Raw genomic sequence first — 12,774 nt, 5'->3', positions numbered from 1 at the left:
AGGCCGTCTGTAAAAACTTTGCGGTTGGTGGATTTTTCAGCGTGTCTTGAGACACAGCCAGGAATATGCCCTTATAGGGCTAGAGCATGCCACCCGTTTTACGGGTGGTCATGACTTAATTTTCAGTGAAAAATACAATAATTTATTACCTTATAATATAAAAATATGTTTAAAAATGATGTTTTTTGTAGTGAGCTGTTACAAAGAAGGTGAAAGAATTTTTTTTGAACTTGCAAAAAGTAAAAAATGTTAGGAATAGGGAATTTTAAAGGAATCTAGGCTCTAAAGCTTGAAAACACAAGAATACAAAGGTGTATAAAAAATCTTGTTATTATTTTTTTGTTGTGATAAAATTGAGTATATTGAATTGTGAAGGCTTATCTATTGCATAAGTGATGACAATTTGACAAAGAGTGTAAATTGGGGTTTAGAAAAAGTAAAAAGGGGGATCAGAATGTCTATTAAAGATTTAAAAACAGGTAAAGAGATTACTATTGTAGATACCACTTTACGTGATGGAGAGCAAACTGCAGGTGTAGTTTTTTCAAATCATGAAAAGGTAGCTATAGCAGAACTACTTGATGAATTAGGTGTAGATCAGCTTGAAGTTGGAATTCCTACTATGGGTGGAGATGAAAAAGCCGCTATAAAAACTATCGCAAAGAGAGGCTTGAAAGCTTCAATAATGGCTTGGAATAGAGCCGTAGTTTCAGATATAGAGCAATCTATTGATTGTGGTGTTGATGCTGTTGCTATTTCAATATCAGTATCAGATATCCATATTGAGCATAAGCTTAAAACCTCAAGAGAATGGGTTTTGGAAAGTATGGTAAAAGCAGTAGAGTTTGCTAAGAAAAACGGAGTATATATATCTGTTAACGGAGAAGACTCCTCAAGGGCTGATAGGGATTTCCTTGTACAGTTTATAAAAGAAGCTAAAAATGCAGGTGCCGATAGATTTAGATATTGTGATACTGTTGGAATAATGGAACCATTTAAAATTAATAGTATCATTAAAGATTTAAGAGATAATACAAATTTTGATATAGAAATGCACACCCATAATGATTTTGGTATGGCTACAGCAAATGCCATTGCAGGAATCTTAGGGGGAGCTACTCATGTAGGAGTAACTGTAAATGGATTAGGTGAGAGAGCTGGAAATGCAGCACTAGAAGAGGTGCTAATGGCTCTTAAACACGTTTATGGATATGAAGTTAATGCAGATACTAAAATGTTTAGAGAATTATCTGAATATGTATCTAGAGCTTCAGGAAGAGATCTTCCTATATGGAAGGCTATAGTTGGTACAAATATGTTTGCTCATGAATCAGGAATTCATGCAGATGGGGCAATAAAAAATCCTAAAAACTATGAAGCTTTTTCACCAGATGAAGTTGGTTTGCAAAGACAATTAGTAATAGGTAAACATTCTGGAAGAGCAAGCATAATAAATAAGTTTAAGGAGTATGGGGAAGAACTAGATAGTCAGGCTGCTGAATGGCTTTTAGCTAAAGTTAGAGAAGTTTCAGTTAATCTTAAGAGAAGCCTTTTTGATAAAGAAATAGTTCAGCTCTATAGAGATTATAAGAGAATAAATAAGCAATAAGCAAGGGGGAAGAAAGATGGGCGAAAATTTAGTCTATAAAATATTAAAATCACATTTAGTAGAAGGAGAACTTGTAGTAGGAGAACCAATAGGTATTAAAATAGACCAAACCCTTACGCAAGATTCAACAGGTACAATGGCATACCTTCAATTAGAAGCTATGGGGATAGATAGAGTAAAAACTAAAAGAAGTGTTGCTTTTATTGATCATAATATGCTGCAACAAGGCTTTGAAAATGCTGATGATCATGCATTTATTCAAACAGTAGCATCTAAATATGGAGTATATTTTTCAAAACCAGGAAACGGTATATGTCACCAAGTTTTCTTAGAAAGATTCTCAACACCAGGTGAAACTTTAACAGGATCAGATTCACATACACCTACAGCAGGAGGAGTTGGAATGCTTGCAATGGGTGCAGGTGGATTAGATGTTGCTTTAGCAATGGGTGGAGGAGCTTATTATATTAATACTCCTAAGGTTTGTAAGATTAATCTTATAGGTGAATTAAAGCCTATGGTAGCAGCAAAGGATATAATTCTTGAAGTATTAAGAAGGCTTACTGTAAAAGGTGGAGTTGGAAAAGTATTTGAATATGCAGGAGAGGGAGTTAAGACTCTTTCAGTTCCAGAAAGAGCTACTATAACAAATATGGGAGCAGAACTTGGAGCTACAACCTCAATATTCCCAAGTGATGAAAGAACTCTTGAGTATTTTAAAGCTCAAGGAAGAGAAGAAGATTGGATAGAATTTAAACCAGATGTAGATGCAATATATGATGAAGAGATTACTATAGATTTATCTGAGCTTAAGCCACTTGCAGCTAAGCCACATTCACCAGATAATGTTGAAGAAATTAAATCAATAGGAAAAATAAAAGTTGATCAAGTTGCTATAGGAAGTTGTACTAATTCATCGTATGAGGATTTAATGAAAGTATCTAAAATCCTTAAAGGTAAAAAAGTACATCCAGAAGTTAGCTTAGTAATTGCGCCAGGATCAAGACAAGTTATGGAGATGTTATCTAGAAACGGAGCACTTGCAGATATTATAAGTGCGGGAGCTAGAATACTTGAAAATTCTTGTGGTCCTTGTATAGGTATGGGGCAAGCGCCAGGAACTGATGCAGTTTCTTTAAGAACCTTCAATAGAAATTTCTATGGAAGAAGTGGAACTTTAACGGCAAAAGTTTATTTAGTATCACCAGAAACAGCAGCGGTATCAGCTATAAATGGATATTTAACTGATCCAACTGAATTAGATATTGATATAAAGGTTGAGTTACCAGAAAGTTTCTTAATTGATGATAGTATGATAATAGCTCCAGCAGTAGATGGAAGCAAGGTTGAAATAAAGAGAGGACCTAATATAAAACCATTCCCAGTTAATAATCCACTTGGGGATTCATTAGAAGGAAAAGCTATATTAAAGGTTGGAGATAATATTACAACTGACCATATCATGCCATCAAATTCAAAATTACTACCATATAGATCTAATATTCCATACTTAGCAGACTATTGTTTCAATACAGTAGATGAAAACTTCCCTAAGTATGCAAAGGAAAATAACGGTGGGTTTATAGTTGGAGGTAGTAACTATGGTCAAGGGTCATCAAGAGAACATGCAGCGCTTGCACCACTTTATTTAGGAGTTAAAGGTGTTATAGCTAAGAGCTTTGCTAGAATTCATAAGGCTAATCTAATTAATAATGGAATAGTACCTATGACTTTTGTAAATGAAGAAGACTATGACAAGATTAATCATTTTGATGAATTAGTTATTTCTGATATTAAAGAGGCTCTTAATTCTGGAGTATTAGAAGTTGTAAATAAAACAGGGAACTACACCTTCAAGGTAAATGTAGAATTAACTGAAAAAGAAATAGAAGTAATAAATGCAGGTGGAAGATTAAACTACGTAAAAATTAATGCATAATACAAAGAATTGGGGGACTATACAAATGGTGAAAATAGCAATGAAAACTCCATTAGTTGAAATGGATGGAGATGAAATGACAAGAATAATATGGAAGATGATTAAGGATGAGTTATTACTTCCATTTATAGATTTAAAGACAGAGTACTATGATTTAGGTTTAGAATATAGAAATGAAACAGATGATAAAGTTACAACTGAAGCATCTGAGGCTATCAAGAAGTATGGTGTTGGAGTAAAATGCGCTACTATAACTCCTAATGCAGCAAGAGTTAAGGAATATAACCTAAAAGAAATGTGGAAGAGTCCAAATGGAACTATAAGGGCTATATTAGATGGGACAGTGTTCAGAAGTCCTATAATAGTAGATTCTATTGAACCTTTCGTTAGAACTTGGAAAAAGCCTATAACTATAGCAAGACATGCTTATGGTGATGTTTATAAAAATGTTGAAATAAAGGTTGAAGGCAAAGGAACAGCTGAATTAGTATTTACTTCAGAAAATGGAGAAGTTGAAAAGCAAGTAATCCATACTTTTGATGGACCAGGAGTTCTTCAAGGAATGCATAATACAAATAAATCAATAGAAAGCTTTGCAAGAGCATGTTTTAACTTTGCATTAGATAGAAAAGAAGATTTATGGTTTGCATCAAAGGATACAATATCTAAAAAATACGATCATACTTTTAAGGATATATTTGAAGAAATATTTGAAGAGGAATATAAAGTTAAATTTGATGAAGCTGGTATAGAATTCTTCTATACACTTATAGATGATGCAGTAGCAAGAGTAGTAAAATCAGAAGGCGGATTTATATGGGCATGTAAGAACTATGATGGAGATGTAATGAGTGACATGGTTGCAACGGCTTTTGGTTCATTAGCTATGATGACTTCAGTACTTGTTTCACCAGAAGGTTTCTATGAATATGAAGCAGCTCACGGAACAGTACAAAGACACTACTACAATCACTTAAAAGGAAAAGAAACTTCAACTAATTCTATGGCAACCCTATTTGCATGGACAGGAGCTTTAAGAAAAAGAGGGGAACTAGACAATATCCCAGAACTTATAACTTTCGCAGATAAGTTAGATAAAGCATCTATTCAAACAATAGAAGAAGGTGTGATGACAAAGGATCTAGCAAGCCTTTCATCAATAAAAGATATTAAAGTGGTAAATACAGAAGATTTTATAAAAGAAATAAGAACTAGACTTGAAGCTGCGCTTTAAGATTTAGAAAGAACCTAGAGAAATCTAGGTTCTTTTTCTATTATAGCTAAGCTAATATAGACACTATAAAAATACCTGTGATAGAATTGTAATATATGGAAAAATGAAGGGGAGCAGCTATGGGAAAGAAATCAAAATTTATATTAGTTATATTATATACAGTTATAGTAGTGGTGATTACCATGTATTTTAATTTAAGAACTTATACAGTAGTTAAATATAACTTTGATGTAATAGCGGATGACTTTATAGTTAGAGATTTTACTTTAGTTACATTTAAGGATAAATACTATATACCTAAAAGTTATAAAATTGAGAAAAGAGGTTCTTCAAAAGAAAAAATTAGTGATATTTCGATGGAAATATATCAGGATGGAAAAATCATAAAAAGTTACTTTTTTGGTTTTGAACATAACCAGGAATATGAATCTGGCGTGGATGAATTGGGGGATTCAAGGATTTTTCCAGAAAAGATAAAGTTAGACAAAGCAATAGATATAAAATTTAAATACACCCTAGATGGCGTAGAGAAGATAAGTAATCAGACGGTAGAGCTAGATAAACATATAGAGCAAAAGCTTTAAGAAAAATCTTCAAGGGAGTGTGAAAAGTTAATTTTACACTCTTCTTTTTTCTATTTAATTTTATGATAAAATTGAATAATAGAATATTAGGAAGTTGGAGTGAATAACACATGGATAAAAATATTAGATTATCAGGAATAGCATATGAATCTTTAGTTAATGGACCTGGCATTAGAAGAGTTTTCTTCTCCCAAGGATGTTTACATAATTGTAAGGAATGTTTTAACCCAGATACCCATGATTTTAACGGGGGAGAACTTAGAGATATGGATGAACTTATACTAGATGTTAAGGAAAATCCAATGATAAAGGGAATAACTTTCTCTGGTGGAGATCCCTTTGAACAAGCTGATAAGTTCTCTTACATGGCTAAGGAGTTTAAAAAGTTTGGATTAAATATTTGGAGTTATACAGGATATACTTTTGAATATATATTAAGTCATATAGAGGAAAGAGAAGGCTGGAAAGAGCTAATAAATAATATTGATGCCTTAGTTGATGGAAGATTTGAAATAGATAAAAAGGAAGATGGGCTTAGGTTTAGAGGATCATCAAACCAAAGGATTATCAATGTTCCAGAGAGTTTAAAAGAGGGAAAAGTTATTTTAGTTGAAATTTAAATAAAGAAGAGAGTTTTTAATGAAACTCTCTTCTTTTTATCTTAAAAATTATTAACTTCCTTTAAAAACAAATCTTTTGCTTCAATAAATGGATAATGACCGCAATTATTAAAGACTACAAGCTTACTATTAGCTATATTACTATTTAAGTCCATACCTAGTGAAACTGGCACTGATGTATCATTTGAACTAAATAAGAGCAAAGTCTTATTAGGTATGGTTTTTATTATATCCATAGGAATTCCTGTATTCTTAGTAGTAATTAGTTTACTAAGGGTTTGAGCTGGAATAGTCCTATTAAAATAGTAGTCTTCTCGAAAGTAATCCATATCCATGTTGCTGTTTTTAATAAATTTTTTAGAAAAACTTGCACCTTGTATGTAATAGTTTATGTATGCTTCCTTCTTAATTACTGAAGGTACAGGTGCTTGCTTTTTACCAGCTTGTATTATGGGATTAACTAAAATTAAAGAATTAATTCTATCCGAATGAGTTAAGGATAGGTTTATCGCAACAGCTCCTCCCATTCCATGTCCTAGCACTGAAAATTTACTTATCGATAATGCATTAGCTACATTAAGTATGGCTTCACTAAATGAAGTATATGTATATTCTTGCTTTGAGTCTTTTGATGAAAGACCAAAGCCAGGTAAATCTATAGTAATCACTCTATGATTTTTTGCAAGTTCATCCTTAATTGAATAAAAGTCATTAGAACTTCCTAAAAAGTCATGAACAAGGATTATAGGTGCGCCACTTCCCACATCCGTATACCTAATTTTATAATTATTTAATTCTAGAAATTTTTCACCTTTAAATTTGTCTTCATAAGAAATAGAAATGAATAAATTCGTAAGATAAGAAAAACCTATAAGTAGTAATAATGAAGTTATTATTATTTTAATAAAACGATTAATCAATTTCTTCATAAATTTATGCTCCTACAAAGGTAGATATTTAAGTTTATTATACCACTAAAAGATAAATGTTTTCTAATCTTTATTATGTATCATTAGTAATAGTATATTTATGAAGAATATGGTATATTTAAATTATTAATTGATAGTAACTATTAAGAGGTGATAAATATGGACATAAACTATAAAAAGTTTCCTTGTTCTGAAGCTGATGCAGTTATAATACCTTTATTTGAAGGTAAGGTTGAAGTGCCAAATGAGGAAACTAATAGATTCTTAGATTTAATAAAAGCAAAGGGACAGTTTAAAGGAGCTAAAGGAGAAGTAATAAGCTTTATAAGAGATTTAGGCGGAAATCTTCAGGATGCAATAATTACAGGTCTTGGTAAAGAGGAAGAACTTTCAAGCGAAGCTATTAGAGTAGCTTTATCAAAAGCTGTAAGAAAGGCAAAAGAATTAAAGGATAAAAGAATATTTATTAAGATTCCAGAAAACTCAAAACTAAATTATTATGAAACAGCAAAAGCAGTTGCAGAGGGTTTAGGATTAGGATCCTATAGTTTTGAGAAATATAAAAGCAACAATGAGACATTAGACTTAAGTTTCTCCTTAGGTGGAAGAGATATTAGTGATGAAGAGACTAATAATATAAATGAGGCTATAGAAGAGGGAATAGTATTAGTAGAGGCGGTAGAAATTGCTAGAGATTTAGTTAATGAACCTGCCAATGCTCTATATCCTAGAACATTAGCTGAAAAGGTTAAAGACTTAGGAAATACATATGGTTTTAAAGTAGAAGTAAAAGAAAATGAAGAGATTAAAGCTTTAGGAATGGAAGCATTTTTAACAGTTGCGAGAGGAGCTAAAAACAGTCCTAAGTTAATTGTAATGAGATATTATGGCGATGATAGTAATAAGGATAAAGTTTTAGGCTTAGTTGGAAAAGGACTTACATATGACTCAGGTGGATATTCCCTAAAGCCAAGTAGTGGAATGGAGACTATGAAATCTGACATGGGAGGAGCAGCTGCTGTAATTGGAACAATGGTATCTATAGCTAGAAGAAAGCTAAAGACTAATGTAATAGCAGTGGTAGCAGCTTGTGAAAACATGATATCAGGTGATGCATATAAACCTGGAGATATTATAGGCTCTATGGCAGGAAAAAAGATAGAAGTTATAAACACAGATGCAGAAGGAAGACTTACCCTTGCTGATGCAGTTACATACATAATTAGAAAAGAAGGAGTTGATGAAGTAATTGATGTTGCGACACTAACAGGTGCAGCCTTAGTTGCTTTAGGAACAACAACAACAGCAGTAATTACAAATAATAACGAATTCTATGGAGAACTTAGTGCAGCATCAGAATACTCTGGAGAAAGGATATGGCAGCTTCCAAGCTTCCCAGAATATAAAAAGTTAATTAAATCAGATATAGCAGATTTAAAAAATACTGGTGGAAGATATGCAGGAACAATAACTGCTGGTTTGTTTATAGGTGAGTTTGTAGAAGATAAACCATGGATGCACTTAGATATAGCAGGAACCGCTTGGAATGATTCGGTTAGAGATTATTCTCCAAAGGGTGGAACTGGAGAACCTTTAAGAACTTTATATGAGCTTTTAAAAAGAAGAGCTAAATAATAAAATATATAATTAAAAGGATTTGGGTAACCAAGTCCTTTAATTTTTTGCCTAGATTTAATTACTATTATTTATTTTTGTTTGCTGATATAATAATTAAGGGATGCTAAGAAGGAGGTAATAATATGATAAATATTTATAAGACTACAAGTGAAACAGATCTTACATTAAAGACTATAGAAAATATTGAAGCTGGATGTTGGGTAAATGTTGTGGCCCCTACAGAGCAAGAAATAATATTACTAGCAAAGAAGACTGGGGTACCTCTGGAATTTTTAAAGGCTCCTCTAGATGATGAAGAAACTTCAAGAATTGATATTATAGATAATAATATATTGGTTATAGTGGATATTCCATTTACTGAAATGGAGGACAACTCATTAACTTATGACACTTATCCTTTAGCAATCATACATACTGAAAAAGAGATCATAACAGTATGTTTAAAGAATTCAAAAATATTAACTGATTTTGCTAAAGGTGAAATAAGAGGTTTTTATACCTTTAAAAGATCAAGATTTATATTACAAATATTAAGTAAAATAGCAACCTACTATCTTCTTTACTTAAGACAAATAGATAAGAAGAGTTTAATGATAGAGAAGAAACTTCATAAATCAATGAAGAATAAAGAATTGATACAAATGTTATCTCTAGAAAAATCATTGGTATACTTCTCAACTTCACTTAAATCAAATGAAATAACCTTAGAGAAGATGATGAAAATGTCAATTATGCAGAAGTATCCAGAGGATAATGATGTATTAGAAGACGTTATTATAGAAAATAAGCAAGCTATAGAGATGGCTGGAATATATAGTGATATATTAGCAGGTACAATGGATGCCTTCGCTTCAGTAATTGCTAATAACTTAAATATTGTAATGAAGGTATTAGCAGCTGTAACTATAGTTATGTCTATACCTAATATGATATCGGGAATATTTGGGATGAATGTTGGAGGAAATCCATTTTCAGAAAGTCCAGTAGGACTTATATCTGTGGTAGGGTTTATAGTTTTCCTTTGTGTTGTAACAGCACTAATCTTAAAGAAAAAAGATATGTTTTAATTGGGTATAAGGAAGAGGGAATTTTATGAGAAAGAATATAGCATTTTTTGATATAGACGGAACTCTAATTGGATTTAATGGAACAAGTTTAGTTATGCCTGAAAGTACAAAAAGGGCTATAAAAGAATTCAGAGAAAGAGGAAATCTAGCTTTTATTTGCAGTGGAAGACAAATAAGATTTATTCTTGAGATGTTTGGAACTGATATGTTTGATGGATATATATCAGCTAATGGAACACAAATAATGCTTGGAGATAAGGTGGTATTTGAAAGAACCTTATCTAAAGACAGGATAGAGTACTTAAAAAATGCTTTTGATGAACTTGGTATATCCTGTATCTTTAATGATGCTTTTCATGGCTATTCCTATGATATGGATGAAAGTAGAATAAAAAGATATAATTCTCAATTTAAAGGAAATGACTATATATTAAAGCGTTGGAATATGGACAATATCAAGGCAAGTTCACTAGATATATTTTATAAGGATGAAGATGCATTAGAAAAATGCAGAGAATACTTTAAAGAAAGCTTGATTTTTAATCCTCATGGACCCAACATGTCTGCAGATGTTTCTCTTAAAGAATGGGGTAAAGCAGATGCAATCGAATATATCTCAGAATACTTAAAGATTCCTATGGACAATACCTATGCCTTTGGGGATGGTCACAATGATATTGAGATGATTAAGAGGGTTAATACAGGAATAGCTATGGGGAACGCAGTAGAAGAATTAAAAGAGGTAGCTGATTATATAACTTCTGATATATTTGAGGATGGAATAGAAAGGGCTATGAAAACTTATAAATTAATATAAAACATAAAAACTCCAGTAGAGCTTATCTCTACTGGAGTTTTTTATTAAAAGTCTGATTGACCTGTAGTTCTTGGGAATGGTATAACGTCTCTTATGTTTGTCATTCCAGTTATATACATGATTAATCTTTCAAAACCTAAACCGAAACCAGAGTGAGGTGTTTCACCATATTTTCTTAATTCTAGGTACCACCAGTAATCTTCTTCATTTAAGTTTAGTTCAGCCATCTTTTTCTTTAACACATCAAGTCTTTCTTCTCTTTGAGAACCACCGATGATTTCTCCTATTCCAGGAACTAAACAGTCCATTGCAGCAACAGTTTTTCCATCTTCATTAAGTCTCATATAGAAAGCTTTGATATCTTTTGGATAATCAGTTACAAATACAGGTCTCTTAAATATTTCTTCAGTTAAATATCTTTCATGTTCAGTTTGAAGATCTATTCCCCATTCTACTGGGTACTCAAATTTCTTGTCTGATTTTTGAAGAAGTTCAACTGCATCAGTATAAGTAACTTTACCAAAGTCAGAAGTTACAACATGGTTAAGTCTTTCTAAAAGACCTTTATCTATAAATTGATTAAAGAATTCTAATTCTTCAGGACATTCTTCCATAACATAGTTAATAACAAACTTTAACATGTCTTCTGCTAGTTCCATATCATCTTTAAGATCAGCAAAAGATATTTCAGGTTCTATCATCCAGAATTCAGCTGCATGTCTAGCAGTATTAGAATTTTCAGCTCTAAAAGTAGGTCCGAAAGTATAAATGTTTCTAAATGCTAATGCAAAAGATTCTCCGTTTAATTGTCCTGAAACAGTAAGATTTGTTTCTTTACCAAAGAAATCCTCTGAATAGTCTATCTTACCTTCTTCAGTTTTAGGAATGTTATTAAGATCTAAAGTAGTAACTCTAAACATTTCTCCAGCACCTTCAGCATCAGATCCAGTTAATATTGGAGTATGTGTATATACAAATCCTCTTTCTTGGAAGAACTTGTGTATAGCATATGCTGCAACAGAACGAACTCTAAAAACCGCAGAAAATGCGTTACTTCTTGGTCTTAAGTGAGCAATTGTTCTTAAATACTCAAAAGTATGTCTTTTCTTTTGAAGTGGGTAGTCAGAGGAAGACATTCCTTCAACTATAATTTGATTTGCTTGGATTTCAAAAGGTTGTTTTGCATCAGGTGTCTCAACTAAAGTACCTATAACAGATATAGATGAACTAATAGGTAACTTAGAAATGTCTTTAAAGTTTTCTAATTTATTAGCATCTAAAACTATTTGTACGTTCTTAAAGAAAGAACCATCATTTAATTCAATAAATCCAAAGGCATTAGAAGCTCTTAAAGTCCTAATCCATCCACTAATTTTAATCTCTTTGTTAGCAAAATCTTTTTGTTCTCTATAAAGGGATTTTACTAAAATGTTGTTACTCATAGATATCCTCCTTAAACTTTTTAAATGTAGTCCGAAAGTTATAATTTATTCTAAAACCGTTATATACACAGCTAAAAGTTATATTACTAATAATTGCATATAAGTCATAATGAGATTTTACAACAAAAAGCCAGTATTTGCAAGAAGCCACCAGACTTATTCGGTACCGCTTTCGTAACCATCTATAAGTCTAGTTGGAAAATCAAGCAGCTGCATATCCTTCATAATTCTTTTATATTCATAAGGAACCTCTTTGAAATTAACCTTAGGCTTTGCCTCTCCTTGTATATCAATTATTGCATAAGTAGCATTAGGTCTACCAAGCATAGGTTTACCAACTGATCCATCATTTATAAATAATTTATCATTAAATTCCTTGTATCCAGGTAAATGAGTATGTGCAGCTACCAGGATATCACCTTGGAAATCCTTCATAATTTCAGCTGTTTCCTCCGAGTCTTGTAATAAATATTCGTTTATCCTTCTTGGACTTCCGTGAACAAAAGTTATTTTCTTTTCTTCAAATTCTAGTGTCATAGAACTTGGAAGATTATTTAAAAATTCTTTATTTGAGGCCCTTAATTCATTAACAGTCCATGGAAGTACAAAGGAATTTATAGAAGTATCTCTAATATAAGTAAAATCATTATCAACAACAGAAGCATCATAATTACCCTTTAAGCAAGGAATTCTTTTCCTTCTAATTAAGGCAATAACTTCATTTGGATGAGGACCATAACCTACTAAATCTCCTAAACACATAATAAAATCGATATTTTCGTTATCTATATCTTCTAGAACGCTCATTAATGCATATATATTGCCATGTATATCTGATATTGCAGCTATTCTCATATTATTTCCTCCAGTTTTATTTTTATATTTATTATATTAC

Annotated in this window: 11 protein-coding genes; 8 read left to right on the top strand and 3 right to left on the bottom strand. The window is 31.8% G+C overall.

Features of this window, described 5'->3' with window-relative positions; translation table 11 throughout:
- The first annotated feature begins 454 nt into the window (after positions 1-454).
- The 5 genes from nifV to nrdG all read left to right on the top strand — a co-directional run bounded on the left by nifV (position 455) and on the right by nrdG (position 5,986).
- Complete coding sequence (gene nifV / locus JK634_RS02510) at positions 455-1,609, top strand: homocitrate synthase (protein ID WP_202766049.1); 1,155 nt, start codon at positions 455-457, stop codon at positions 1,607-1,609.
- Between the two features lie 16 nt (positions 1,610-1,625).
- Complete coding sequence (locus tag JK634_RS02505) at positions 1,626-3,548, top strand: aconitate hydratase (RefSeq protein WP_202766048.1); 1,923 nt, start codon at positions 1,626-1,628, stop codon at positions 3,546-3,548.
- Positions 3,549-3,573: 25 nt separating this feature from the next.
- Positions 3,574-4,782, top strand: a complete 1,209-nt coding sequence (locus tag JK634_RS02500; RefSeq protein ID WP_202766047.1) for an NADP-dependent isocitrate dehydrogenase — start codon at positions 3,574-3,576, stop codon at positions 4,780-4,782.
- A 119-nt stretch (positions 4,783-4,901) separates the two neighbouring features.
- Entirely contained in the window at positions 4,902-5,366 is a 465-nt protein-coding gene (locus tag JK634_RS02495) for a hypothetical protein (protein ID WP_202766046.1), read from the top strand.
- Between the two features lie 110 nt (positions 5,367-5,476).
- Positions 5,477-5,986 carry an anaerobic ribonucleoside-triphosphate reductase activating protein gene (gene nrdG, locus JK634_RS02490; RefSeq protein ID WP_202766045.1) on the top strand — a complete coding sequence of 170 codons (510 nt, stop codon included), beginning with the start codon at positions 5,477-5,479 and terminating at the stop codon, positions 5,984-5,986.
- Positions 5,987-6,027: 41 nt separating this feature from the next.
- On the opposite strand, the gene JK634_RS02485 is transcribed toward nrdG, so the two are convergent.
- Positions 6,028-6,915 (bottom strand): alpha/beta fold hydrolase, encoded by an 888-nt coding sequence (locus JK634_RS02485; RefSeq protein ID WP_202766044.1) that lies wholly within the window; start codon positions 6,913-6,915, stop codon positions 6,028-6,030.
- 159 nt (positions 6,916-7,074) lie between these two features.
- Here JK634_RS02485 and JK634_RS02480 point away from each other — a divergent pair, with 159 nt between their 5' ends.
- From JK634_RS02480 to JK634_RS02470, 3 genes are all read left to right on the top strand, one after another.
- Positions 7,075-8,550, top strand: coding sequence for a leucyl aminopeptidase (locus tag JK634_RS02480; RefSeq protein WP_202766043.1), 1,476 nt, complete (start codon positions 7,075-7,077; stop codon positions 8,548-8,550).
- A 125-nt stretch (positions 8,551-8,675) separates the two neighbouring features.
- Positions 8,676-9,620, top strand: coding sequence for a magnesium transporter CorA family protein (locus tag JK634_RS02475; RefSeq protein ID WP_202766042.1), 945 nt, complete (start codon positions 8,676-8,678; stop codon positions 9,618-9,620).
- Positions 9,621-9,645: 25 nt separating this feature from the next.
- Positions 9,646-10,437, top strand: coding sequence for an HAD family hydrolase (locus tag JK634_RS02470; protein ID WP_202766041.1), 792 nt, complete (start codon positions 9,646-9,648; stop codon positions 10,435-10,437).
- A gap of 44 nt (positions 10,438-10,481) precedes the next feature.
- Here JK634_RS02470 and asnS read toward each other — a convergent pair whose 3' ends face one another.
- Positions 10,482-11,879: an asparagine--tRNA ligase gene (gene asnS / locus JK634_RS02465; protein WP_202766040.1), complete on the bottom strand. Its 1,398-nt coding sequence runs from the start codon at positions 11,877-11,879 to the stop codon at positions 10,482-10,484.
- A gap of 156 nt (positions 11,880-12,035) precedes the next feature.
- The gene (locus JK634_RS02460; RefSeq protein ID WP_202766039.1) at positions 12,036-12,734 is read right to left on the bottom strand and encodes a metallophosphoesterase family protein; all 699 of its coding nucleotides are present in this window, start codon (positions 12,732-12,734) and stop codon (positions 12,036-12,038) included.
- Positions 12,735-12,774: the final 40 nt, after the last annotated feature.

The organism is Clostridium paridis (assembly GCF_016765615.1).
GTDB lineage: Bacteria > Bacillota > Clostridia > Clostridiales > Clostridiaceae > Clostridium_T > Clostridium_T paridis.
The sequence above is the reverse complement of the archived record's forward strand: the minus strand, read 5'-3'. Positions and strand labels throughout refer to the sequence as shown.

Excerpts from the sequence above, each read along its gene's own strand:
- JK634_RS02500 (WP_202766047.1), top strand. The coding sequence starts at position 3,574 with ATGGTGAAAATAGCAATGAAAACTCCATTAGTTGAAATGGATGGAGAT.
- nifV (WP_202766049.1), top strand. The coding sequence starts at position 455 with ATGTCTATTAAAGATTTAAAAACAGGTAAAGAGATTACTATTGTAGAT.
- JK634_RS02470 (WP_202766041.1), top strand. The coding sequence starts at position 9,646 with ATGAGAAAGAATATAGCATTTTTTGATATAGACGGAACTCTAATTGGA.
- JK634_RS02480 (WP_202766043.1), top strand. The coding sequence starts at position 7,075 with ATGGACATAAACTATAAAAAGTTTCCTTGTTCTGAAGCTGATGCAGTT.
- JK634_RS02475 (WP_202766042.1), top strand. The coding sequence starts at position 8,676 with ATGATAAATATTTATAAGACTACAAGTGAAACAGATCTTACATTAAAG.
- asnS (WP_202766040.1), bottom strand. The coding sequence starts at position 11,879 with ATGAGTAACAACATTTTAGTAAAATCCCTTTATAGAGAACAAAAAGAT.
- nrdG (WP_202766045.1), top strand. The coding sequence starts at position 5,477 with ATGGATAAAAATATTAGATTATCAGGAATAGCATATGAATCTTTAGTT.
- JK634_RS02485 (WP_202766044.1), bottom strand. The coding sequence starts at position 6,915 with ATGAAGAAATTGATTAATCGTTTTATTAAAATAATAATAACTTCATTA.
- JK634_RS02460 (WP_202766039.1), bottom strand. The coding sequence starts at position 12,734 with ATGAGAATAGCTGCAATATCAGATATACATGGCAATATATATGCATTA.
- JK634_RS02495 (WP_202766046.1), top strand. The coding sequence starts at position 4,902 with ATGGGAAAGAAATCAAAATTTATATTAGTTATATTATATACAGTTATA.
- JK634_RS02505 (WP_202766048.1), top strand. The coding sequence starts at position 1,626 with ATGGGCGAAAATTTAGTCTATAAAATATTAAAATCACATTTAGTAGAA.